Here is a 25,665-nt window from a genome sequence, read left to right as displayed (position 1 = left end):
CTCGGCTGGGGGCCCTTCATGCGACTTCTTCGTGACCTATGGGCCACCTCGCCCCGCCGCACCCTGGTGGTGGCGGTGCTGATCGTGGCCGGTGCCGCCTGCGCCGCGCTCGCCTCGGCCCTGGCCGGGCCGGTGCTGGTCGACCGCTCCCCGCTGGCCTTCGCCGCACTGTCGGTGTCGCTCGCCGTCGTCGTGCTCGGTGACCTCGTGGTCGGCCTGATCATGGCGAGGCTGACCGCGGACTGGGCCGCCGACGTGCGCCGCCGCCTGTGCCGGGTCGCGTTCGGGCAGAGCCTGCCCACGCTCGAGGTCACGCCCGTCGGGGAGCTGCTGGACCGGATCGACGGCGACGTCTACCAGGTCGCCTCCCAGCTGCGCAGCAGCGGCATCCGCATCGCGCAGGCGGGCTGCGTCGGCCTGCTGTCGACGGTGACCGCGCTGTTCGTGTGGTGGCCCGCCGGGGTGGCGATGCTCGCGCTCACCGCCGCGCTCGGCTACTCGCTGCGCGAACCCGCCCGCCGCATCGCCCCCGCCCGCATGGACGAGGAGGAGGCCTGGTCCGACCTGGCCGCGGTGATGGAGGAGTCCGTGCACGGGCAGGACGACGTGCGCACCAGCCTCGGCCGCCCCTACGTGCTGCGCCTGTACGCCCGCCGCGCCGCCGAGGTGCTCACCCGCGGCCGCCGGGTGTGGCGCCTCTCCTCCAAGGTCAACACCATCGCCTCGGGGGCGACCCGGGCCGGCATCGGCGCCGTGGTGCTCGCCGGGGTGTGGGCGCTGACCACCGGCCGCGTCGACACCGCCCAGCTGACCGGGGTCTGGCTGCTGGCGCTGGCCTTCGGCGGCACCGTCGAGCAGGTCAGCCGCATGCTGCCCGAGCTGCAGTACGCGCTGGGCGCCTGGGCCCGGGTGCAGCTGCTGCGCGATGTGGCGCAGGAGCCGGCCGGCGGCGCCCCGCCCAGCACGGGCGAGATCGCGGTACGCGGGCTGACCTTCCGGTACGCCGCCGACTCCCACCGGCCCGCGCTGCGGGAGGTCGACCTGACGTTCGCGCCGGGGCGGTCGTACGCGCTGGTCGGCCGGACCGGATCAGGCAAGTCCACCCTGGCCAAGATCCTCACCCGGGCCGTCGACGTGCCGCGCGGCACGGTCACCCTCGGCGGCGTCGACCTGCTCGACCTGGACCTGGAGGCGCTGCGCCGCTGGATCGCCGTGGTGCCGCAGCGCACCGAGATCCTGGCCGGCACCCTGGCCGAGAACATCGCCCTGTTCGACCCGGCCCTGACCGGCGCCGCCGAGCGCGCCGTCGAGGAGCTGGGCCTGACCGCGTGGGTGGCCACCCTGCCCGACGGGCTGCAGACCCGCCTCGGCGAGGGCGGCCACGTGCTGTCGGCCGGGCAGGAGCAGCTGGTCGCCTTCGCCCGGGTGCTGGTACGCGACCCGCGCGTGCTCATCCTCGACGAGGCCACCGCCCGGCTCGACCCGGTAACCGAGGGCCAGGTGCAGCGCGCCGCCGAACGGGTGATGCGCGGGCGCATCGGCATCGTCATCGCCCACCGCCTGTCGTCGGTGCGCGCCTGCGACGAGGTCGTGGTGCTGGCCGACGGCGAGGTGGTCGAGTCCGGACCGCTGCGCGAGTCGCGCCGCTTCGCGCAGCTGCTGGCCAGCAGCCGCATCGGCCTGGCCGACCCGGTCGAGGCCGCCGTCGTGCCCGCCCAGACCGGTGGCGGGCTGGTGCTGGCCACCGAGTACGGCCTGGACGGCCCGCGGGCCGCGACCGCCGTGCTCGACGACGAGGTCGTCGCGCCCGACTCCCCCGCGGCCCTGGTCGACGAGGTGGCCGCCACCCCGCCGCCGAAGGCCGACCCGCCGCCGCTGCCACCCGCCCCGCGCGTACGCACCCTGCGCGAGATCTACCGCCTGATGGTCAACGACCCGCGCTTCGGCCTCGGCTCGGTGCTGCTGTTCCTGGTCATGGTCCTGCTCGGCCTCGACGGTGCGATCCTGCCCTGGTTCTGGGCCGACCTGGTCGACGGCACGGGCAGCCCCTGGTGGCCCGCGCTCGGCATCGCCGCGGCGCTGGTGCTCACCGTCCCCACCACGTACTACACCGCGATCTGGTTCCCGGAGTGGTGGGTGCGCCAGATGCTGCGCATCAACCTGCGGCTGGTGCACGGCCAGACCGGCCCCCGCCGCGTCAGCGCGCACACCCCGGCCGAGGTCGTGGCCCAGGGCGGCGACAACGAGCGGGTGGTGATCCTGGCCGACAACCTGATCGACCAGTTCATCTGCCTGATCGCGATCGCCGCGATGACGCTGGTGTCCGGCTCCTACATCCCGGGCCTGTTCTTCGCGGGCACGATGGTGGTGTCCGGCCTGACCGCGGCCCTGTTCGGCCCGGTGCTTAAACGGTCGGCGGCCAAGACCGTAGCGGCGCGGGCCACGTTCGCCACGTTCCTGGTGTCGTCGCTGTCGTCGGCGCGCACGGTCAAGCTCGCCGGGGCGACCCGGCCGGTGCTGGCCCGCCTGGCCGACCTGGACACGGTACGCAGCGACAGGCAGCGCCGCGAGATCGCCACCCAGGTGTGGTCGCGCTCGACCCCGGCGATCCTCAGCGGCCTGCTGCCGATCGGCGCCTGGGCGCTGTACATGGCCGGGCAGGTCCCCGCCGCCACCACGCTGATCGTGGTGTCGACGCTGGGCGCGGCGCGCTGGTTCGCCTGGACCACCGCCTCACTGCTGTCGCAGCTGCCCTCGGCCCGGGTCTGGACGGGACGGACCGTGGCCATGGCGGGCACCGGCGCGTACTCCGCGTCCGTGCCCGGCGTGGACCTCTCGGCGGGCACGGCGCCCGGCCCGGACGCCGTGCCCCGGCATCCGCTGCGGCAGCTGGACCTGACCGGGTTCACCGCCGTGCACGAGGACGGCACGGTCGGCGTCAGCGACGTCGACCTGACCGTGCGCCGGGGCGAGCTGGTGCTGGTCGTGGGCCCGGTCGGGTCGGGCAAGTCGTCGCTGCTGCGGGCGCTGGCCGGGATCGTGCACCACCGCGGGGCGCTGTCCTGGAACGGCGACCGGGTCACCGAGCCGGAGCTGTTCCTGCGCCCCAACCAGGTCGGCTACGTGGCGCAGCTGCCGCGGGTGCTGTCCGGCACGGTCAGCGAGAACATCCGGCTGGGCCACGAGGTCGACGCGGCCGCCGCGGTCTCGACGGCGCAGCTGGAGCACGACCTGGCGGCGGCGGGCAGCGGACTGGAGCTGCTCATCGGGCACAAGGGCACGCGGCTGTCCGGCGGGCAGCTGCAGCGGCTCGCGCTGGCCCGGGCCCTGGCGCCCGGTACGGAGCTGCTGCTGGCCGACGACGTCTCCTCGGCCCTGGACGTGACCACAGAGCTGGCACTGTGGGCGGCGCTGCGCGGCTCCGGCGTGACCGTGGTCGGTTCGACGTCCAAGCGGGCGGCACTGGCCCAGGCCGACCGGGTGGTGGTGCTGCACGGCGGCCGCCCGATGGCGCAGGGCACCTGGGCCGAGCTCGAGGACCGCTGGGGCCACCTGGCGGGCTGACCCGGGAGAGTTTCGAAAGTAACATCGATGGACGTCACAGTTCGGGGCCGATAGCCTGCTCCGAGCAGCGTTCCACGCCGACTGGTCCTCCGTGCTTCACCACGGCGTCATACCGCTGTCCCCGCCCGGACAGCGAGTGCCTCCACGCTGCTGTCGATCCTGCCAGGAGGCGTGATGCAGCAGACAGCGAACCTCATCGTCAACCCCGGTGCCGACGCCACGAGCGGCGGCACCGGAACCCCCGGCCCGGTCAGCGGCTGGACCACAGTGGAGGGTGCCGCGGCGGTCGTCGCGTACGGCACGAGCGGTTATCCGACCCCGACCGGCCCCGGACCGGCCGACCGGGGGGCGAACCTCCTCAGCGGCGGCAACTCCGCCCGCACCCGGCTCAGCCAGACGGTCACGCTGCCGCTGACGGCGCAGATCGACGCGGGCGCGGTCCGGTTCGACACCGGCGGCTGGCTGGGCGGCTACGCCGCGCAGGACGACGGCGTACGGCTGTCGGTGGAGTTCCTGTCCGCCACCGGGCAGCCCCTGGCCCTGGTCGTGCTCGGCCCGGTCACCGCCGCCGAGCGGGGCAGCGCCACCGGCCTGCTGCGGCGCGGCCAGACCGGCACCGTGCCGCCGGGCAGCCGTACCGCCCGGGTGCTGCTGCTGTTCACCCGCGACGGCGGCACCGCCAACGACGGCTACGCCGACAGCCTGTGGCTCACCCTGTCGACCGCCGCGCAGCCCAGCGCCAACCTGATCGCCAACCCCGGCGGCGACGCCGGACCCGGCGGCACCGGCGCGCCCACGGCCACCGTCCCCGGCTGGACCCACCTCGAAGGCGGCGCGGCCGTCATCGCGTACGCCACCGGCGGCGGCTACCCCACCAGCGGCACCCCCGGCCCGAGCGACCGGGGCGCGAACTTCTTCGGCGGCGGCAACTCCGCCCGCAGCCGCCTCGGCCAGACCGTGAGCCTGCCCGACCCGGCCGCGATCGACGCGGGCACCACCCGCTACGACGCCGCCGCCTGGCTCGGCGGATACCTCGACCAGACCGACACCGCCCAGCTGTCCGTCGCGTTCCGCAACGCGGCCGGGACCACCCTGGCGACGGTCGTGCTCGGCCCGGTCACCGCCGCCCAGCGCGGCAACGCCACCGCGCTGCTGCAGCGCACCGCCACCGGCACCGTGCCCGTCGGCAGCCGCACCGCGCAGGTGGAGCTGCTGTTCACCCGTGCCGGCGGCACCTCCAACGACGGCTACGCCGACTCCCTGTCCCTGACCGTCACCCCCGGAGGTGCCTGATGCCCACGCTCGACCGCCGCACCCTGCTGCAGGCCGCGCTGGGCGCGGGTGCGCTGACCACCGCCTGGCCGCTGTTCGAGCAGCTCGGGCCGCAGGCCGCGTACGCCGCGGCAGCCGCGCTCGGCGCCAGCTGGGACGCCGCCCCGTTCACCGTCGGCGTCGGCTCGGGCGACCCGCTGCCCACCAGCGTGGTGCTGTGGACCCGGCTCGCCCCCGATCCGCTGGCCGACGTACAGCCGCTGCCCGACATCGTGCAGGTCGACTGGCAGGTGGCCACGGACTCGGGCATGTCCGCGATCGTCGCGTCCGGCTCGGTCCCGGCGTCGGTGACGCTGGGGCACAGCGTGCACGTGGCCGTCGACGGCCTCACCCCGGGACGGCGCTACTGGTACCGGTTCCGCGCGCTCGGGCAGTACAGCCGGACCGGTCGGACCAGGACCGCCCCGGCCGGCTCGGTCGCCTCGGTCCGGTTCGCGTCGCTGAACTGCCAGCACTACCAGTCCGGCGAGTACCCCGGCCTGCGCGACCTGGCCGCCGACACCAACCTGGACTTCGTCGTCCACCTCGGCGACTACGTGTACGAGGGCTCGGAACTCGGCACCGCCTACACCCTGGCCGACTACCGCAAGCTGCACGCCCTCTACAAGGGCGACCCGCTGCTGCGCGACCTGCACGCCGCCCACCCGTTCTACCTGACCTGGGACGATCATGAGGTCGTCAACGACTACTCCGGCTCGCGCGGGGCGGCCACCTTCGTCGCCCGCCGCGCCGCCGCCTACCAGGGCTGGTACGAGCACCTGCCGCTGCGCATCGACGGCGCCGACTCCGCGCTGCCCGACCCGCAGCTGTACCGGTACCGCCAGTGGGGCGACCTGCTGGAGCTGGTCATCCTGGACCTGCGGCAGTACCGGTCGGAGCAGAACGTCACCGGGGGCACCATCCTCGGCGCGGCGCAGAAGCAGTGGCTCAAGAGCCGGATCAGCGGCCGCAGCGGCGGCTGGCACTGCTGGGTCAACTCGATCTTCCTGAGCCAGCAGAGGAACCCCGACGGCGGGTACCTGTTCACCGACCAGTGGGACGGGTTCCTCGCGGAGCGCAAAGAGGTGCTGACCTACGCCCAGCAGGCGGGCATCGCCGACTTCGTCACCATCACCGGCGACTGGCACAGCGCCTTCGTCCAGGACGTACGCCCCGACTTCGACAACCTGGCCGCGCCCGTGATCGGCACCGAGTTCGTGGCGCACTCGACCACGTCCAGCGGCTACTCGGCGAGCTGGAACGCGACCAACGGCCCGCGCCTGGGCCAGGTCAACCCGCACCTGCAGTACTTCGAGGGCAACCGCTACGGCTACGACCTGTACGAGGTCACCCCGCTGCGCTGGACCACCCGCCAGCGCATGGTCGCCGACCGCACCAACCCCAGCGCCGCCGTCACCACCCTGACCAGCTGGCACGTCGACCGCGGCCGGGCCGGCGCCTACGAGGACCCGGCGACGAAGGGCTCCGCCGCCCAGTACCGCCGCAACCCGTAGCTGCGCTGATGAGGCGAGATCCCGGTCACCACGTTCCGGCCGAGATCTCGCCTCATGGACCTCATCTGATTTGGGCTACACCGCATATGGTGTGGCCACACCATATGCGGTGTAGGTCGTGGACCGATGGTGGCGTCTGTCAGTCGGCCAGCGCGAACTCAAGCTGCTCGACGGCCATCCGCACAGCCGCGTCGACGGCGTACTCGTAGTGGTCCATCGCGCGCGGGTGGAGGTCGCCGCTGGCGTGGCCGAGCAGCGTGACCTGGAGCGGGCCGACCCGGGCCTCATACTCGTCGAGCGCCTTGTGCGCAGCGGCAAGCGCGATCGCCGGGATGGCGTCGGACTCGGCCGGGGACAGCCTCGGCGCCAGGCTGGCGTTGGCGAAGCCGTCGGCCAGGGCGACGTGACGCGCTGCGGCGGGGGTGACCTCAATGGTCACCTCCACCTCGGCCCAGCCGTCGCTGGACACCGGGTTGCTGAGCCGCACCACCGGACCGGTCTCGGTGAAGGTCACCCACTCGGCGACCATGCGGTGCGGCAGCTGGTCGATCGCCTCGCGGATCGCCCGGCTGGTCGCGGCCTGCATCGCGCCCCAGCCCGAGTCGACGATGTGCAGGTAGTGCTTGACCAGCACGACGCGCAGCGGCCCGGTGCGGTACTCCTCGTGGGCCAGGGTGTGGCGAGCACCCTTGAGCGCCCCGCGGGTCAACTCGGCGACCCAATTCGAGTTGGCGAGGTCCTCCCGCAGGGACTCCTCGTGGGGACCGCGGGCGTCGAGGAAGTCGTCGGCGACGGTGAGGCTGCTCTCGGCAGCGGGCTCGACGTCCACGGTGACGCGGACGCCCTGGTAGCAGCCGATTATCGGCCGGTTCGTGACCCTCACCATGGACGGAGGGTAGCGGTTCCGGTCAGCGAACGCGCGTCGTTAAGAAGGGCCCCTTCTACTACGCAATGCGATGAGAAGGGGCCCTTCCTTACCTCGGGTCAGGCGAAGGAGTAGCGGAGCAGGACGTAGACGTCGGCGGTGGGGTCGCGGCGGACCACGTCGTCGTCGGCGGGCAGGGTGATGACGGCGGTGGCCGGGTCGTCGGCGAGGCCGTCGGTGAGGGCGGCGGCCAGGCCGGCCGGGGCCTGGGCGGCCAGCAGGTCGGTGCCGTCGACGGCGTACAGCTCGACCTTGTCGATCTGGACCGTCTCGTCCTTGGCGAAGTAGGGCAGGTGGACGGCGGTCAGGTCGGCGGTGAAGTCGGCCTCGCCGGTGGTGAAGGCGTGCCACTGGGCCGGGAAGTCCTGCCGCAGGCTCAGCAGGCGGACCAGGCCGGAGGTCGACGCTTCGGTGACCAGCTCCTCGACCCGGTCGACGGCCTTGCCGCGCAGCTGCGCGCCGCCGTCGCGGGCGGTGTAGCGCACCGTCAGCACGACGTCGGAGATGGTGCCGTAGTCGAACTGGCGGTACTTCGCGGGTAGTTCGAGGCGCCAGGTGCCGACCGCGCCGCAGCCCTCGAACGGCAGGAACCGCTCGTCGCGCAGGTTGGTCTCGAACAGGCCGCTGTCGGCGCTGGCGCCGCTGGTCACCACCGACTGCACGGTGCCCTCGTAGTCGAGGAACCGGCCGTCCTCCCCGGACTGGCGCGCGTACTCGCCCTCGCTCAGCAGCGCCGAGGTGCGCACCGAGCTGCGCAGCAGCGACGCGGTGCAGTGCACGCTGGTGTACGGCCCGGTCACCGCCGGGACGGTGACGCCGACGCTCTTGATGCGGCGCAGGTAGTGGCCGGGGGTGTCCAGGTCGTACAGCCACTCGGGGACGGTGAACTCGCAGCTGCCGGTGGCGCGCAGGCGCAGCAGCGCGACCGGGTCGAGCTGGGCCAGCGACACGTGCTTGGTCAGCTCGTACTCGCGCTTGTTGTGCTCGTGGTAGGCCAGCTCCATCCGCTTGACGTCGAGGTAGAGCGCCTCGCCCGACAGCAGGCCCTTGCGGCCGCCGTCCCAGTAGTCGAACCGGACGAACGACTGCCCGTCGAGTTCGGGGCGCATCAGCTCGCGCTTCATCGTCTGCTCGGCCTTGCGGGCCAGGTCCGAGGCCATCCGGTACGCGTCGAAGTAGCGGCGCGACAGCTCGCCCTGCATCCAGTGGTACAGGTCGGTGCCGGTGAACTTGTCGGCCAGGAACGCGTCGACGGCCTTGGCGTTGTCGATCTGCGCCTTGTGGGTCTCGTACTCGTGGCGGGTGATCTGCTCGCGCAGCAGTGCGCCGACGAGCTGGCGGCCGTTCTGCATCAGCTCGTGGGCGGCGGCGTTGGACTGCTGGATCCAGTCGCCCACGCGCCGCTCGTACCCGGCGATGCGGGCGACCCGGTTGCCCTGGTAGGTCTCGGCGTCGCCCTCGGCCCGGTCCTTGCCGGCCAGGATCCGGCCGACGGCGGCCAGGGCCGGGCCGCCGAACTCCAGGTGCCCGCCCATGCCCCAGAACGCGAAGTCGACGCCGAGGTTGGGCAGCATGCCCAGGACGCCGAACAGCTCGTCCTTGTCGGTGGCCGACTTCTGCTTGGCCCGCGCGGCGGGCTGGTGGACGTTGAGCTCGGTGTGCTCGTTGGCGATCAGGCGCAGCCGCCCGGCCCCGGTCGCGCCGGTGTCGGACTTCGGGTCGGCGTTGCCGAACAGGGGCGGCGGGTTGTCCTCGGCCAGCGCCACGTCCTTGTCGTAGGTCTCGACGAGGTTGCCGTACACCTCGTCGAAGTTCTCCTCGGTCAGCTCCGACCGGGTCAGGGTGACCGTGCGCAGCTGCTCCAGGGCCTGGGCGTCGCCGCCGAGCAGCAGCTGGAAGTGGCGGTACCGGTCGAAGATCGCCGCCCGGGACCGCAGCAGCCCGGCGGCGGGCTCCTCGGCGTCCTTCCACTGCAGGAACTTGACGTCGCGCAGCCGCTCCTGCACCGCGATGTCCTGGGTCTGGCGCAGCCGGGTCAGCGCCTCGGCGTCCTTCTTCTCCAGCGCCGACAGCAGCGTGCCGCCCAGCGAGCGCACCTCGCCGGCCAGCTCCAGGGACTTCTGCAGCATCAGCGTGGCGCGCACCGGCGACAGCGGCTGGTGCAGGCCCGCGACCAGCGAGCCGATGTCGATGCCCGCGGCGGCGGCCTTGACCAGCATGCCCGGGTCCAGCGGCGGGTCGAACAGGGCGAGCTGGCGCACCACCCCGGCGATGTTCATGCAGTTGCGGATCTTGAACAGCCGATCGGCGACAGTGTCCCAGTACGTCATCAGCTTGTCGTTGTGCGGCACGCAGAAGTACGGCGTGGTGCCGAGGCCGAACAGCGGCCCGGACGCCTCGCCGCCGCCGGACCCCGACGGCAGCACCAGGTTGAACGGGAAGGTGCCCTCCAGGGTCACCTGCGCGTTGCTGAACGGGTCCAGCTTGGCGGCCTTGAGCTGCCGGTAGTTGCGCGGCCGGGCCACGCCGCGCGGCGGCACCCGCTGCGGCCGGGGCCCGAGGATGTTCGCGGCCAGCACGTAGAGCTGCGTCGCCTCGTTGATGGTCTCGACGGTGTCCTGCTGGAACAGGCTGTCGCCCCAGGCGATCAGGTTGTCCAGGTAGCGCATGACGACCCAGTACTCGTAGGCCATCGGGCGGGTGCGGGCGACCGCGTGCGGCTGGAACGGGTTCTTGCGCACCGCCTCGTACCCGGCGAGGATCAGCTCCTTCTCGGCCTTCTCGGCGGGCGTGCACTGGTCGGCGGGCTTGCCGAGCAGCTCCAGCAGCTCCTCGATCTGCTTGCCGCCGACGCCCTGCCGGAACCGCAGGAACCGCCAATACCGCTCGGGCGCGGGCTTGGACACGTCGTCGGTGGTCGGGTCGAACACGAAGTGGAACCAGCGCTGCGCCTCCGGGTACCGGCCGACCGACGACAGGTGCGCCGCGATCAGCGTCGGTACGTGGAAGAACAGCTCCCAGTTGTAGTTGGCGTACGACCCGCTCTCGGCCACGTCGAGGTTCTTGTCGTGGTACGACACCCGGACGGTGTTGTCGCTGACCACCGGCGCGTACGTGGCCGCGAAGAACGACTCGTGCAGCGCCTCGTGCGCCTTGACGTCGAGCATCCCGGCGGTGGAGCCCTGGTTCAGCAGCTCCACCAGCTTGTCGACGTACGGGTGGAAGTGGTTGTCGAAGTCGTAGGAGATCCGCATCTCCTGCGCCAGCAGCACCTCGATCGCCTTGACGGCCTTGGTCGTCAGGTGGTCGTGGAAGCCGACATCGGTGTACTTGGCCATCGCCCGCTCCTCAGCGCAGCCCGGGCGCCTGCTGGGCGCCGATGGAGTTGGCGGCGCCGACGGCGCGGCCGTTGAACATGACGGTGGACTTGTCCAGCAGGCCGGTGCGGATGGTGTGCTCCTGCAGCACGTCGGTGCGCAGCTTCAGCGGCCCCTCCAGCGGCTCCGGCGGCCGGGGCAGGGTGAACTCCGGGATCACCTCGTAGCGCGGGTCGGGCTTGAGCTTGAGGTTCGGGATCTCGCGGAACCGGTCCGGCCGCTCGAACCGGCCGTGCGGGGCCTTCTTCTCCAGCGGCACCCACGACTCCTGCGGCGTCACGTAGAACACGTGCCGGCGGTCCTGTACGAAGAACGGCGCCTGGTACGGCTCGGTCATGCCGTGCTGCATCGGCTGCACCACGCCCGCCAGCGGCGAGCGGTTCAGCACCGTGTGCTCGTCGGAGTCGTACCCCTTGGACAGGTGCATCGGATCCCAGTAGGACGCCTTCAATCTGCCGGAGACGACCTTGACCTCCCGCTGGCGCAGCACGTAGTCCATCAGGTAGTCGCTCGTGGTCAGCGGCTCGGGGTCCTCGCTGCTGCGTACCGGCATGCTCCGCGGCTGGTAGAGCTTGAAGTAGCCGCCCCAGCTGCTGTCGTAGTGCACCCGCACCAGCAGCGAGCCGCCCTTCTCCCAGGAGCTGAGTTCGAGCTTGGCCCGGTCGAACAGCCCGGCCGGGTGGGTGCCCAGCGACAGCGGCTCCTCCGGGTTCGAGCTGCGCGGCGCCTGCCACTTGCCGCCCCAGTACTCACTCCAGTAGAGCTGCGCGCCGACCGGCGTCTTGGCGACGGTGACCAGGGTGCTCACCGGCATGTCGGCCAGCGTGGTGGCCGGTGCGGCCGTCGACGGCGCGGCCTGCTCCACCTGCCGCTGGGCGACCGAGGTCCAGAACAGCAGCAGCCGGCCCTGCCAGACCACCGGCAGCACCGGGGCGTCCTCGATGTCCAGGCCGATGCGCTCCCACGCCGACCAGGTGAGGTTGGCCTGGCGGCGGTAGAAGTACTTGCGCCGGGTCCCGGCGGTGCGGCCGATGACGTGCACGACGTCGTCGGCGCGGGTGCCGGACTCGGCCTCCTCGACGTACATGCCGACGATCTCCAGGCGGGCGACCTCGCCGAGCTTCTCCAGGTAGTGGTGCAGCGACTCGGCGGCGGTCTCCTCGGTCAGGTCGGACTGCAGCAGCTCGCTCTCCAGCTCCTTGAAGAACGGCGACTTGTCGTCGCGCAGCACCGGGTCGAGCCAGTTCTCCGGCCACAGGTAGACCTTGCGGTTGGCCTCCCACACCCGGTATCGCTTCATCCAGTCCCAGCGCTTGGCCTTGATCGACGAGACCGCGACCCGGCTCTCCAGGTTCAGCAGGCAGCGCTGCACGAACAGCTGCACCGCCGACAGCGCCAGCCGGATCCGCGAGGTCTGCATGCACGGCTCCATCTCGACGTCGAGCAGGAAGAACTCGAACAGCCGGTCCGGGGTGTCGATGTGGTCGGTCAGCGGCGACCGGCGCATCCGGTCCAGGATCAGCGCCACCAGCGCGTCGCGCTGCTGGTCGCGCAGGTCGTCGTTGATGGGGCGCAGCACCTCGTACCAGGCGGCGTCGTCGTACTGGGCGCGCAGGGCGCCCTGCAGGTCGCGCACGTGCTGGCCGGTGGGCTCGTTGGTGATCGCGGCCAGCAGCGGCTGGGGCGGCAGCCGCAGCGCCGCGGCGGTCGCGAACACCTCCCGCACCCGCGCGAACGCGGCCACGTCCGACAGCGACGCGGTGGTCAGGCCCAGATGCGTCAGCACCGCCGCCAGCGCCCCCTCGTCCCAGCCGGTCACCCGGGTACGCAGCAGCGTGCCGTCGGCGGCCGTCACGCCCGGGTCGGCGAGCACGCTGACCAGCGAGTCGTCGCGCACCTTCAGCTCGGTGCGCAGGGCACCGAACACCAGCACCCGCCGCACGGCCGGGAACAGGGCCTGTGCGGCGGCCAGCCCGGCCGGGCCGGACTGCACGGCCACCGGCACGTCCGGCAGCCAGCTCGGGCCGCCCGCCAGGGCGAAGTGGCGCAGCTCGGCGGGGCTCAGCCGCAGCAGCTCGGCCAGCCCGAACACCTTCAGCAGGCGCAGGTAGGTGCGGGAGAACCGGTCCAGCTGCGCGGCCGGGAACAGGGCCGGGCCGGGGATGACGTCGCGGGCCAGGCCGGGGCTCTCCCAGCGGACGGTGGCCCGTACCGTCGGGTCGGCCGAGGCGACGGTGACCGCGACCTCGGTGAGCAGGCCCGCGGTCAGCTCGATCGGCTGGGTGTTGCGCCACACCCCGGCGGTCTGGGTGACCGCCACCGGCGCCCCGCCGACGGTCAGCGTGACCGTGCCCGCGGTCTGCACCAGCAGGTGGTAGAAGCCGGACGCGGGCGGGTCCAGGTGCCAGCGGTGCGTGCCCGGCGCCAGCGCGGCCGCGGTGCCGGGCTGCTCGACGCCGAGCAGGTCGTCCACGGCCGGGCCGGTGCCGGCGGCGCCGTGCAGCAGCGCCGCGTCCTCCAGCAGGGCGCGGGCGGCGGCCGGGGTGGTCTCGGCCAGCGTGGCGATCGTCTGCCGGACCTGGCGCAGCTTCAGCTCCCGCCGCAGCGTGGGCAGGAACGAGGCGGTCAGCGCCGCGAACCGGTCGGGCAGCGCGGTGGTCGCGTCGGCGAACGTGTCGTAGAGCGGGCGCAGGTCCGGGTAGCGGGCAAAGAACGTCGCGTACCCGGCGCGGGTGGCGTCGCGCAGGGCGGTGGCGGCCGCGTCGAACCCGGCGGGCAGGCCCGGCGCGGCCAGCAGCGCGGTGTGCGCGGCGTCGGTCATCAGGCCGCGGTATGTGAGCGTCTTGGCGAAGTCGTCGTAGGACAGCGCGGGGGCCAGTGCCGTCGTGGCGGCGGGCAGGTCACCGCCGTTGTCGTACGGCACCGACACCGCCGCCGCGCCGGTGAGCAGCCCGAAGAACGTGTCGGCCGTCGGGGCGCCGTACACCAGGGCGAACTTCGACTTGGCGACCTCGCCGGTCGGGTCCTCGCCCACGGCGTGGTCCCGCTCGACCTGGCTGAGGTCGGCGCGCAGCCGCCGGGCGAAGGCGAGCACGTCGGCCGGGGTCGGCGACGACTTGCCGGTCGGGTCCTCGTGCCGCAGGAAGTACGCCAGCCGGGGCAGCTTCACGCCCGCCTCGGCGACCAGCCGGGCCAGCGCGACGAACCGGGGCAGCGGCGGGTCGACCGCGGTCAGCGGGCCGAACGGGTCGATGCCGGACAGGTCGCGCAGGGTCACCAGCTCGGCGATGCTGAGCTTCAGCTTGCGGGCCAGGTAGGCGTACCGGTACACCGCCGACACCGTGTCCAGCGTCAGCGGGGTGGCGGCGGTGTAGCCGAGCGCGGCCGTGATCGCCGCGTACTCCCCCGGCGTGACGCCGACGGCGGCGGTGACGCCCACGGCGTGGTCGGCCAGCTTCGCGGTCGCGTCGGTGAGCACCGCGCCGGTCGGGCCGGGCTTGAACGCCGGGTCCAGGTTGAGGATGCCGGGGCTGAGGAACAGCTGCCGGTACAGCGAGTCCGCGCCCCGGGTGCCGATGGGGGCGACGCAGGCCAGCAGCTTGGTCAGCTCCTTCTTCGGCGCGGCGGGCAGCTCGGCCGACAGCGCCACCACGTGTGCGAGCCGTTCCAGCAGCGTGGCCCAGCCCTGGTCCAGCTTCGCCAGCGCGGCGGCGGGCGCGTCGGCGGGCAGCGGCAGCTGGGCGGCCGGGTACAGCGCCGCGTACGCCTTGTCGGTCTGGGCGGCGGTCCAGCCCAGTGCCCGGCGCAGCCGCACGAACCGGTGCAGCCGGTGCAGGTCCGGTTCGGTCATCCGGTTGGTGGCCATGTCGGCCGGGGCGTGGCGCACCTCCAGCTGGTCGAATGCGCAGGAGTCGGTGCCGCCGTCGGGGTCGACCAGCACCAGCAGCGACATGATCTCGGCGTGGTTGGCCTGCACCCAGCCGGGCACGTTCCCGCCGTAGTCGGCCGCGTCGAGGTCGTCGGGCAGCAGCGCGGTGAACGCGGCCGGGGTCATGGTGCCGCCGTGCAGCGCCTCGATCGCGCCGAACCCGACGTGCAGCGCCTCCACGTACGGCAGCAGCCGGGCGGCCGGGTTGACCGCGTCGGTGCGCAGCAGGTCGATGAGCTCCTGGTAGGTCAGGTCGAGCCGCCGGGACAGCGTCTTGGCGTTGCTCAGCTCGGCGATCAGCGCGGCGCCGGTGGCGGTCGAGCCGTACAGATCGGACAGGCTCAGCGACCCGTCGGTGAGCACCTGGTACGCCCTGCGGGTCAGGCCCAGCCGCTCGATCAGGATGTCGCGCCACCCGTAGGCGCCCGCCGGGCTGCCGCCGGGCGGGGTCAGCGCCTCGGACCGGCGCAGCGACGCCATCGCCTGGTGCAGCGGCGTCTCGAACGCGGTCAGGTGCCGCCGCAGCGCCGCCAGGGGCCGGTGGAACGGCATGGTCATCGGGAACACCGCGTCCTTGAGCGGGGCGTACGCCGCCTCGTCCAGGTGCCGCGGTGCGGCCAGCAGCTGCGGGGTGGTGGTGTCGGCGTCGATGTTGAACCCGGTGAACCCGGTCAGCGACCCGGCGACGGCGTAGTGCTCCAGCACCTCGTTCACCAGATCGATGTACGGCAGCGCCGTGTTGGTGTTCTCACAGGTCAGGTCGATCTCGGCCAGGTCCGGGCGGCGCGAGAGCAGCACGTCGAGCGGGTTGTCCCCGGTGTAGTTCTTCGGCAGCTCGACCCCGGCCGCGTTGTAGCGGCGCAGGTCCAGGAACTGCAGCAGGTCCACCAGGTACGCCGCGGGGCTGAGCACCGAGCGGCAGTGGTCGCAGGAGCAGAAGTCCATCTCGCCGAACAGCTGCTCCAGCGTCGGCTGCACGATCAGGTCGGCGGCGTTCGGGTCCGGCGGGGCGGCCGCCACGGCGGCGAACGCGGTGACGGCGGTCTCCGGCGCCGAGGAGGTCGGCAGCACGGTCAGCGCGGCGCTGCTCTGCCAGGAGAGGTACTGCGTGGTCACGTTGAGCACCGCGTGGCGGACCTGCTGCGCCTTGGCGTAGACCAGCTTCGCGGCCCGCGCCCCGCCCACCCCTTCGGCGAACGCGTCGACGAACTCGCCCTCGTCGTACTGCGTGACGGTGTAGGCGGCGTCGATGTCGTTGCGCAGCAGGTGCGCCATGGCCTCGTCGGACGGGCTGATCTGGTAGACCCGCTGCAGCGTGCGCAGCCCGTCGCGCACCGGCTCCTCGACCCGGGTGCCGGTCCGGGCGAGCCAGCCGTCGACCGGGTGGACGCCGATCTCGAAGGCGCCCGCGTTGGCGGCCAGGAACTCCTGCACGCCCCCGCGCGCCCGCTCGGGGACTGGGATCTCCTCGCGCCGGACCAGGTCGGCCACTACGGCGGTGGGGTGGCTGAGCCGCACCTGGCCCGCGAGCAGGTCCAGGTAGTTGGCGCGCCTGGCGGCGGCGTCGCCGCCCGGGATGCCCTCGGGCACCGCCAGGTCCTTGCCCGCGACCTTCGCCCAGCCCTCGGCCCGGTACAGCCCGGCCTGGACCAGGTCGGCCGTCGACGACGGGGCGACCGTCTCGCGCACCCGGGCGACCAGCTCGGCGTTGTTCACGGTCAGGTCGGCGAGCTGGCTGTCGACCCGCAGCCGGGCCGCGGTGTCCTTGCCGAACACCTCGGCGGCCTGCCGCCAGAACGCCTTCGGCGACGACTGGTGCTCCTGCAGCAGCCGGGCGTAGGCGAGCTGCTGCTCACCCTCCAGCCCGGACACCCGCAGCAGCTCGGCCAGCGTGGACGGGCCGGGGTAGGAGTCGTCGTCGAGCAGCTCGCGCGCGCCCAGGTCGCGGATGCGGCCGACGGCGTCGGGGATCATCCGGGCCAGTTCCGGTTCGATCACGCCGGTCCGGGCGGCCTGCTCCCACACGCCGGTCAGCTGCCGCTCCGACAGCCGCCCGACGGCCGCGCCGGTGGTGGGCACCCCGGCCCGGAACAGCGCGTAGTACAGCGGGGCGGGCACCTCGGTGCCGCGGCTGAGCCGCTGCGCGGTCGAGGCCATCGCGACCAGGCGCGCGTCCCACCCGGTCTTGTTCGCCAGGTAGGTCAGGTCGGTGCGCTCGTCGTCCTCGCGCAGCTCGGACAGGTCGAGCCCGGCCAGGTGCGCGTCCAGGACGCTGGTGAGGCGGCCGTGCTCGTCGGCGCGGCCGAGAGCGGCGGCGGCGACGGTCACGTCGACGCGCAGCTCCGCACCGATGTTGTAGCGCACGTCCGAGGCGGCCAGCACCGTGTCGCCCTTGGCGGGCAGCACGCGGACCAGTACGTCCGGGGCGTCTCCGGCGCGCAGCGCCGGCTCGAACCCGGCGGCGTAGTCGCCGCGCCGGTCGGTGACCGCCTCGGCCAGGACGGTGTCGCGGCCGACGGCGACGCCGTAGACCAGCACCCGTACGCCGGGCAGCGCCCGCTGCTCGTCGGTGGTGACCGTGCCGTACACCCGGTACGAGCCGGGCTCCTCACCCCTGCCCGAGGGCTGGGCGGGCACCTTCGGCGGGATCTGCGCGCCCTCGCGCACGGGCGGCACGCGCACCGCGCCGACCGGCGGCACCGTGGTCGTCCGCACGATGTCCGGCTGCAGGGGCAGCATCAGGGTCGGCTCCTCCCCGAGCACGACGGTCGGTTCGTGCTCGGGGATCCGCTGGGCGCGCGCCCGCGCGGCGTCGTCGGGGCCGCTGCCCTGCTGGTGGTCCATCGAAGCTCCCGTGCTCGGTTTCGGTCAGAAGGTGCCGACGGTGACCATCGGCGTAGGGGTGATCTTGTCGTCGCTGTCCGGTGCGACCACGCCCAGCGAGCCCGATGCGCCGCCGACCAGGCCGGTGACGTCGGCGGACACGCCCGGGTAGCCGAAGAAGCTGCGCGGGTCGTAGAACTTCGGCGGCAGCAGCTTGGCGCCCTGCTGCAGCTGCCCGGCCGGGAAGTTGTTGCCGGTGATGCTGATCGGCACCGACGTCTGCCCCGGCGGCGGCACCAGCCGGATGATGGGCTTGGCGCTGCCGGGCACGGTGATGACCTCGACGGCCGTCTGCGGCGGCACCTTGAACTGGAACTGCGACCCGGTCGACCCGGCCGGCAGCTCGCCGCCGAACGCGTACGCGCCCTCGCCCCACTGGCCGCTGATGCCGCCCGGGGTGACGCGCAGGTTGGCCCCCGCCTCCACCTGGGCACCGGTCACGCCCGGCCCCAGCGGCGTACCGCGCCAGCCGACGCTGTGGTTGAACGTGTCGCCTGACGCCGCCGACGCGGTCTCCCGGGTGACGCCCTCGGCACCCTGGACGTTCAGCTGGGTCGCGGCGGCGCGCTCCTGCGCCTCCAGGGCCATCTTCGCGCCGGGCCCGACGCCGAGCTTCTCGGAGATCTTCTGCCCGAGGCGCTCGGCCGGTTCCCGGATCGCCTGGTGCGCCTTCTGCGCCACCTTGGCGGCCCCGGACGAGGCGATGCGCTTGCCGATCGCGGCCACGGTCTGCCCGACGACGGTGGAGCCGACCTTGCCTGCGATGGCGCTGCCGACGGCCTTGCCGAAGGCGCTCTTAGCGATCGCCCCGGCGGCGGCGCCCGCACCCGCGAACACCCCGCCGACGACGGCGCCGATCGCGGCGGCTTTCAGCACGTTGCCCGCGGTGACGGGCCGGTTGTCCACCTTGGCCTCGACGATCTCGCCGACCGCGCCGCCGGCGGCGCCGCCGACGATGCCGCCGATGATGCCTGCCGCGACCGTGCCGACCACCGGCCCGGCCAGCCCGGCCGTGGCCACGGTGACGACCGTGCCCACCACCACGGCGGCGGCGATGCCGGCCCACTGCCCCCAGCTCAGGTGCCCGGTCGGGTCGGAGTTCACGATCGGATTGCCGCGGCCGTACGCGTACACGTTCACGCCGTCGGCCAGCCCGGCCGGGTCTGCCGACAGCCACCGGCCCAGCCACGGCGCGTAGTAGCGGGCCCCGTGGTAGGCGAACCCGGTCTCCTCGTCGCGCTCCTTGCCGGTGTACCGGTACCGCTTGGGCGCCTCCAGCCCGCTGCGCACCCCCTGGTACGACGTCGACCCGTACGGATGGAACTCCTCGTACGAGATGACGCGGGCGCGGTCGTCGAGTTCGAGGCAGCCGCTGCCGAGGTGGTTGTCGAACTGGTAGCGCAGCAGCCGCTGGGGCTCGCCCCCGCCCGCGCCGACGGTGCGCTGCTCGACCAGCGCGATGCGCCGCCGGTCGTCCATGACCTGCAGCGTCTGCCGTTCCAGGGTGACCGCGCCGGTCGCGGCGGCGTACTCGCGGTAGACGTCGAGCACGCCCGCGTACACCCGCTCCGCGGACCTGCTGCCGTCCGGGCGCTCGACGACCTTGCGGACCCGCTGGCCGTTGGCGTCGTAGGCGTACCAGATCGTGTCGCCGCCGTCGCGGACCACCTTGCGCAGCCGGTCGGCGTGGTCCCAGCCCAGGGTCGGGAGGCCGAGCAGGGACAGCAGGTTGCCGTGCGGGTCGTAGGCGTACGTCTCGGGCGGCCGCCCGCCGGTGACCGTGGCCGACAGCCGGTTGCCGTCGGCGGCCGGGTCGAGCAGGCTCGCGTGGCCGTGCTCGAACGTGCGCGTCCAGTCCCCGCCGGAGGCCCGGTGGATCAGCGAGGTCAGGTTCCCGGCCTCGTCGTAGGTGTAGGTCTCGGTGTAGGGCCGCATCGCCTGGCCGTCGTGCGGGTGCGGCAGCCCGGTGCGCGGGGCGTCGGTGCGCGTGGTCCACGGCTCGGCCGCCTGGCCGACATGCTCGCGGCCGGTGGCCCGGACCAGCCGGTACGCCGCGTCGAAGACGTAGGCGGTGTGCGGGTCGCTGACCGTGTTGTTGAAGAAGACGCGCTGCTGGGCGTCGTCGCGCACGTCGGTGATGTTGCCCGACGGGTCGTGCGTGTAGCTGAGGTTCTGCACCCCGCCGGGCGGGGTCGGCGGCGCCGCCCAGTCACCCGGATAGGCCCCGGCGGAACGGGTCGTGACCAGCTCGGACAGCAGGAACGTGTCCGGGTCGTACCGGTAGTCGGTGCGGGCGCCGTTGCCGTAGGCGATGCGGGTGCGGTGGCCCTTGGCGTCGTACTCGACGTCGGTGACGAACGGGGTCCACACCGGCCCGCCGCCGTCGGACTCGCCGCGCAGCCGCACGTCGACCCGGTCGAGCAGGTTCGCCTCGTTGTAGCGCAGCCGCACCGTGTCGGCGGTGGCGGGCACGTCGACGGTGCTGGTGGCGGTGAACGACGCGATCGCGGTCGGCCGGTCCAGCGCGTCGTACGCGGTGACGGTGGTGAACCGGTCGGCGGTCAGCGCGGCGACCGCCTCCACCTGCTCGGCCGTGACCAGCCCCAGCACGGGCGTCCAGTCGGGTTCGGCCCGGTGGTCGGCGACCAGCCGCCGGGTGGCCCGCAGCGCCGAGCCGCTGAAGTCGTTGCGCTCCCCCACCACCATCCCGGCCTGGTCCAGGTGCAGGTGCCAGCGGGTGCGCAGGTTGCGCTCGCGGGCCTGCGGGTGGTGCTCGCCGTAGACGGTCAGCTCGGACAGCGCGCGCGGCCCGCCGCCGGTGGCCGTGTACACCGCGAGCGGGCGGCGCAGCGCGTCGTAGGTCCTGGTGACGGCGTGGTCGCGGTCGTCCCAGCCGCGCAGCGCCTTGCCGTCGCAGGCCAGCACGCTCAGCGTCTCGCCCGCCTCGGCGCTGGCCACCCGCAGCACGCTGGCGTGCAGGTCGAAGCGGCGGCGGACCACGGTCCGGCCGAGCGGGTCGATGACCGCCCGGCGGTTGCCGTCGCCGTCGAAGACGGTCCGCACCGGGTGCAGCTCCTCGGCGGTGGACGCGTCAGGCCTGGTGTACCGGTTGTGGGTGACCGACAGGAAGGCGCGGCCCAGCGGGTCCAGGTGCGCCACGGCCGGAGTGGCCGCGTGCTGTTCGGTCTGCACCGCCGCGGCCTGCGCGCGGGTGCCCAGGGCACCGGCGGCGCGGCGGGCGTGCCAGGTCTGCCAGCCGGGCACCGCGGCCAGGTACGGCCCGAGCACTCCGGCGGTGTCGGGGTCGGTGCGCGGGTCGAGCAGCACCGTGTCGTTGCCGTCCCAGGTGGCGCTGCGCCACGGGTCGAAGACCACCTTCTCGTACGCCGCGTGCGGGTGCAGCCGTGCGGTGACTCGCCCCAGCGGGTCGTGGCACAGCACATGGCTGACCCCGGTGACCGGGGCGTACTCGAACCGGTGGTGGGTGCTGAAGAACGGCTCGTACTCGCGGACGGCCAGGCCCTTCTGGTTCAGGATCGCCCAGCCGGTGCCGGTCCAGCGGCGGGTCGAGTAGACCGCGTCCGGGCCGACCGGACCGGCCTCGGCCTGGCCCTTGGACTGGATCGCCCGGCCCAGCCCGTCGGTATACGCCAGCGACTGGCGCACCGGGCTCTGCTCGCCCGGGGCCAGCTCGGAGGTGTGCGTCTGGCGGACGATGGTGCACGCCACCGAGGGCTGCGGCTGCGGGTCGGCGGCGGTGCGGGCGAAGGCGCCGGTGTCGTACAGGAAGCGGCTGGTGGCGTCGCCGAGCAGGGCGTGCGGGTCGGCGAACGGGTCGGTCAGGTGCGCCAGGATCTGCGCGGGCGGCGGGTCGGCGACCAGCCCGGTGAGACTGTCGCCCTCGGCGGTCTCCGGCTTGCCCATCGCGGCGACGGCGGTGACCAGGCCGAGCGCGTCGTACAGGGCGGCGCTGCGGTTGCGGTTGGCGTCCATCAGCAGCACCGGCAGCAGGGTGCGGTAGTCCAGGCCGGTCCCGGTCAGCGTGTCGTCGGGGGCGCGCACGCCCGCGGTCACCCGGTTGCCGAGCGCGTCCTCGGTCTGGCGCAGCAGCAGGCTGTAGCCGTCGTACGAGACGGAGTGCGGGTTGCCGAACGGGTCGGTGAACCGGGGCGGCCGGAAGAAGTGCGACTTCGCGTACGCCAGCTCCTGCGCCGGGGTGTCGGTCGCGGCGGGGCTGTAGCCGATGTGCCCCGACGGCGACCACCACAGCCCGGCCGGGTCGGTGGCCGGGAACAGGCCGGCGGCGACCCGGTCGGCGCCGCGCACGTAACCGGCCTCGGCCGACAGCAGCGCGGCCCGCGCGGCCGGGTCGGTCGGCACCAGCTGCTCGACCGCGCCGCCGGGGCGCTCGCGGCGGTACACGTCGTCGAGCAGGGCGTCGGTGAGGGCCAGCTTGTACGCCTCGTACGGCAGCGCCAGCACGCCCGCCTTCCCCAGCGGCAGCGGCGCGGTGAAGTCGTCGGTGCGGTACAGGAGGCGGCTGTGCTCGACCAGCCGCCGCCACGGCACGCCCGGGGCCGCCCCGGCCCCGTCCACGTCGGTCAGCGGCAGGTCGTGCGCGCCGTCGCCGACGGCGGCCAGCAGCGCGGCCAGCTCGTCGAAGCGGAACAGGTTCGTCACGTGCGCCCCGGCGGCGGCCGGGACGGCGTTGCCGATCTCGTAGCTGCGCACCTGGTAGCCGACCGGGCCACGCCACGCGGCCGGTGAGTCCACCGGGTCGGTGAGCTGCTGCTCGACCGCGTTGACGTGCACCCGGGCCTGCTCGTCGCGCAGCGCGGCGCGGGCGTGCTCGGGCAGCGCCGCGCCACCGGCCGGCGGCTCCGGGGCGCGGTAGCGGCGCGGGTAGGCCACGGCGGCGCTGCGCAGCACGTTGCCGAACCCGTCCACGGCCAGCGTCAGCTCGTGCGCCACGCGCGGGTCCGCGCGCAGCACAGTCTGCGCGCCCTGCGCCACCGGGTACAGCGCGCGCTCGTAGTGGAAGGTGACCGCCTCGCGCGCGTGCGCCAGCAGCACGGCGTGGCGGGTGCCGGGCAGCACCGGCTGCAGCAGCTCGACGGTGTAGTCCCGCTCGGAGACGGTGTACGGCCGGTCCTGCGCGGCGGTGCCGTCGAGGGCGTACACCTCCTGCCGCAGCAGCGAGCCCTTCAGCGCCCGGCACGCCTCCCGCGTCTCGCCGGTGGTCCAGGTGCGGGCGGTCCGGGCGCCGCCGGGGTGCAGCACCCCGCCCGCGAGCACGGTGTCGGGCAGCAGCAGCGCGGCGAACCGGTCGTCGGGCTGGCCGGGCGCGTCCGGCTCGCCGGGGTCGCCCTCGCGCCAGTACTCGTGCGCGAACTGCGCCGACACGGTCTCGCCCTCGGTCCAGCAGCCGGTGTGGTACCAGGTCCGCGTGTACACCGGCGGCGGCGCCACCAGCGGCAGCCCGTCGGCGGCGACCACGGTCGCGGACGAGCCCTCGGTGTCCCACTGCTCGACCATGCCGAAGCCCCGGAACTCGCGCTCGGCGCCGTCGAAGTGGCCGTGGTGGTAGGCGTAGCGGTTGGTGAAGACCTGCCTGCCGATGAGATCGTGCACCTCGACCCGGTCGACGACCTGGACCGGGAAGGGCAGCCGGGTGACCCACGGGCGTCCGGCGAGCCGGTCGGCGAGGTAGAAGGCGGTCGAGGCGGTGTAGTGCACCCGGGTGACCGCGCCGGTGCCGTTGGCCATCTCGACCAGCAGGTGCGGCTTCACGCCGCCGGTCAGGTCGAGGTAGCGCAGCGGGCGCCGCGCGTCGGCGGGCAGCGCCGAGGTCCACACCAGGCAGGCGGTGCCGGTGCCGAGCAGGTCCATCGCGGCCACGTCCGCCAGCGCGCCGTCGGCGACCGGCAGGGCGGTGAGCTTCCGGGCCGGGGCGAAGCCGTTGCCGCACTCGTTGAGGTGCACCGTCACGCCGTCGCGGCCCAGGTAGAGCAGGTCGGTGACGCCGGAGCCGTCGACGTCGGCCAGCCGTACCCGGCGGTGGTCGAACAGGTCGGGGTGGTCCAGCAGCGGCGAGCCGTCCATGACCACGCGGGCGCCGAAGCGGCCGTAGCCGAGGTTGGGCCAGTAGCTGACCTCGCCGTTGCGGACGCGGACCAGGTCGGTGAGGCCGTCGCCGGACATGTCGGCCAGCAGCACCTGCTGGGTACGGTCGGCGAACACCACCCGCGGACCCCGGTCCTCGTCCGGCGCCGTGTACGCCCGCCGCGCCGCCCCGAACCCGTCCTCCCCCTCGGCCGGATACCACGTGTACACGTCGGCGTCGGTGATCAGCACGTCGGCGCGGCCGTCGCCGTCGAGGTCGACGAAGCGCAGGTTCGGGTCGTTCCAGTCCACCCGGGGCAGCCGGGCGAACGGCCGCCAGGCGGCCCAGCCGCCGCCTTCGCGCTCGAAGAACCCGGGCGTGGGCCCGCCGAACTCGACCACGTCCTGGGTGCCGTCCCCGGCCAGGTCGAGCAGCCGCCTGGTGCCCAGCCCGGCCGGGCTGGGCAGGGTCGCCACCGGCACCGGCCGGTCGAAGCGGCCGCCGCCGAGGTTGTGCTTGTACCACCAGCCGCCCGGCGCCTCGGCCAGCAGCCCGGACAGGCCCTCGCCGTCCAGGTCGGCCCAGCGCAGCCCGGCCTGCTCCGGCGCGGCCGGGACCCCGGCGAGGCTGTCGGGGTCGGCCTCGCGGATCGGCGCGTCCAGCACGGCCTGGCTGTAGCCGAGGGTCACCGGCGGCAGCGAGCGGGTGAGGTAGCCGGTCCCCTCGCGGCGGTGCCCGTGCTGCGTGGCCCGCGCCAGGAACGTGCCCAGCGGGGCGCCCCGGGTGGCCGCGTCGGCGGGCGCGGCGGTCCCGGCCGGGCCCTGGTACGTCAGCTCGACCGAGCGGACCAGGCAGTCGCGCCCGACGCCGGGCTCGTCGGGGAAGTGGTGGAACATCAGCACCCGGCGGCACAGCCGGTACTGGCGCACCTCGAAGCCGGGCCGGTAGCTGGAGAACGGGTCGTGGCGGCAGGTCCAGTCGCCGGTGTCGCCCGGGGTGGGCCGGTCGGCGTCGTGCTCGCCGTAGTCGAAGACCACCTCGAACAGCCAGTCCTGGGCGGACAGGTCCGGCTGGACCAGCGTGGACACGCGGTTGCCGTAGCGGACGCTCTTGAGGTGCCGGTGCGCGCCCCGCCCGGCCCCGGTGCGGTGCCGCTCGTGCACCTGCCCGACGGGCGCGCCGGTGCCGTCCTCGGGCAGGTACGACCAGACCGCCGCGTTGCCCTTGGCGTCCCAGGTCTGGCAGATCAGCCAGGAGTACACCCGGGACGGGTCGGCGGGGTCGTGCACCCGGGAGGCGCTGTCCAGGCCGTACACGGTGGTGATGTTGTCGCGGGTGGTGCTGCGCCAGTGCACGTCCCCGGAGTCGGCGGTCCACCGCTCGATCCGGGCGAACAGGCCCTCGATCCGGGGCCGGAACCGGTCGACGGTCCACCCCGCCTCCGTCCGCGTGGTGCGCGCCCAGTCCGCGTCCGGGTCGTGCACCGGGACCAGGTCCTCGGCGTCGGAGAGGAGGAAGACGTCCTCGTCGGTATAGGTGGGCAGGCCCTTGTCGGTCTTGCGGGTGATCGACGGGACCGACAGGCCCCAGCCGAATCCGAACGGGCCGTTGCCGTGCCCGCTGTCGTAGGCCAGTGCCAGGCTGGGGCCGAAGCCGTCGCGGCCGGGGCTCAGCGGCAGCGGGACGGTGAACGAGCCGGTGCCGGTGGCGGGGTTGGCGGCGAACTTCTCGCCCATGCCCCGGATGGCGCCGCCGCCCTTGGGCATGCTGATCGCGGGGGCGGTCGGCAGCGGCGGCAGCGACGGCCCGGCCGGGGCCGCGTGCTCACGCGGCGCGGGGGCGGCCGGTACGGTGCCCACCTGCTTCGACTCCATGTGACCTCCGACACCCGTCCGGACCAGCGCTTGATTAGAAGCACGGCCATTGAGCAGCGGCAACGTCGGCAAACCGACAGCGGCCGTGCCACCTGCGCGAACGTCGGCGGGACGGAGATCCGTCAAACACGGAAGGTGACGACGGAGCAACCGGAGGTGGATCAAGTGAAGACAATCTCCAGTACA

7 protein-coding genes are annotated in these 25,665 nt (G+C 73.7%); 3 read left to right on the top strand and 4 right to left on the bottom strand.

Annotated features, from left to right (window positions below; all coding sequences use genetic code 11):
• Nucleotides 1-18: 18 nt before the first annotated feature.
• From QEZ54_RS19400 to QEZ54_RS19390, 3 genes are all read left to right on the top strand, one after another.
• Nucleotides 19-3,564 (top strand): ABC transporter ATP-binding protein/permease, encoded by a 3,546-nt coding sequence (locus QEZ54_RS19400; protein ID WP_281306068.1) that lies wholly within the window; start codon nucleotides 19-21, stop codon nucleotides 3,562-3,564.
• 174 nt (nucleotides 3,565-3,738) lie between these two features.
• Nucleotides 3,739-4,857 (top strand): hypothetical protein, encoded by a 1,119-nt coding sequence (locus QEZ54_RS19395; protein WP_281306067.1) that lies wholly within the window; start codon nucleotides 3,739-3,741, stop codon nucleotides 4,855-4,857.
• The gene (locus QEZ54_RS19390) at nucleotides 4,857-6,389 is read left to right on the top strand and encodes an alkaline phosphatase D family protein (RefSeq protein ID WP_281306066.1); all 1,533 of its coding nucleotides are present in this window, start codon (nucleotides 4,857-4,859) and stop codon (nucleotides 6,387-6,389) included. The genes QEZ54_RS19395 and QEZ54_RS19390 overlap by 1 nt, the downstream gene beginning before the upstream one ends.
• 139 nt (nucleotides 6,390-6,528) lie before the next feature.
• Here the strand turns inward: QEZ54_RS19390 and QEZ54_RS19385 are convergent, their stop codons facing one another.
• The 4 genes from QEZ54_RS19385 to QEZ54_RS19370 form a co-directional block, all read right to left on the bottom strand.
• Nucleotides 6,529-7,275: a hypothetical protein gene (locus QEZ54_RS19385; protein ID WP_281306065.1), complete on the bottom strand. Its 747-nt coding sequence runs from the start codon at nucleotides 7,273-7,275 to the stop codon at nucleotides 6,529-6,531.
• Between the two features lie 98 nt (nucleotides 7,276-7,373).
• The gene (locus QEZ54_RS19380; RefSeq protein WP_281306064.1) at nucleotides 7,374-10,652 is read right to left on the bottom strand and encodes a hypothetical protein; all 3,279 of its coding nucleotides are present in this window, start codon (nucleotides 10,650-10,652) and stop codon (nucleotides 7,374-7,376) included.
• 10 nt (nucleotides 10,653-10,662) lie between these two features.
• Nucleotides 10,663-17,463, bottom strand: a complete 6,801-nt coding sequence (locus tag QEZ54_RS19375; RefSeq protein ID WP_281306063.1) for a neuraminidase-like domain-containing protein — start codon at nucleotides 17,461-17,463, stop codon at nucleotides 10,663-10,665.
• A 24-nt stretch (nucleotides 17,464-17,487) separates the two neighbouring features.
• The gene (locus QEZ54_RS19370) at nucleotides 17,488-25,479 is read right to left on the bottom strand and encodes a SpvB/TcaC N-terminal domain-containing protein (protein ID WP_281306062.1); all 7,992 of its coding nucleotides are present in this window, start codon (nucleotides 25,477-25,479) and stop codon (nucleotides 17,488-17,490) included.
• Between the last annotated feature and the right edge of the window lie 186 nt (nucleotides 25,480-25,665).

This window comes from Catellatospora sp. KI3, from assembly GCF_029948125.1.
In the GTDB taxonomy this organism is placed as follows: Bacteria; Actinomycetota; Actinomycetes; order Mycobacteriales; family Micromonosporaceae; genus Catellatospora.
Note: the sequence above shows the minus strand (reverse complement) of the source record. Positions and strands in the feature narration are given on the sequence as shown.

What these genes read in the sequence shown, in the direction of transcription:
- QEZ54_RS19385 (WP_281306065.1), bottom strand. Translation starts at nt 7,275, where the DNA reads ATGGTGAGGGTCACGAACCGGCCGATAATCGGCTGCTACCAGGGCGTC.
- QEZ54_RS19400 (WP_281306068.1), top strand. Translation starts at nt 19, where the DNA reads ATGCGACTTCTTCGTGACCTATGGGCCACCTCGCCCCGCCGCACCCTG.
- QEZ54_RS19390 (WP_281306066.1), top strand. Translation starts at nt 4,857, where the DNA reads ATGCCCACGCTCGACCGCCGCACCCTGCTGCAGGCCGCGCTGGGCGCG.
- QEZ54_RS19380 (WP_281306064.1), bottom strand. Translation starts at nt 10,652, where the DNA reads ATGGCCAAGTACACCGATGTCGGCTTCCACGACCACCTGACGACCAAG.
- QEZ54_RS19370 (WP_281306062.1), bottom strand. Translation starts at nt 25,479, where the DNA reads ATGGAGTCGAAGCAGGTGGGCACCGTACCGGCCGCCCCCGCGCCGCGT.
- QEZ54_RS19375 (WP_281306063.1), bottom strand. Translation starts at nt 17,463, where the DNA reads ATGGACCACCAGCAGGGCAGCGGCCCCGACGACGCCGCGCGGGCGCGC.
- QEZ54_RS19395 (WP_281306067.1), top strand. Translation starts at nt 3,739, where the DNA reads ATGCAGCAGACAGCGAACCTCATCGTCAACCCCGGTGCCGACGCCACG.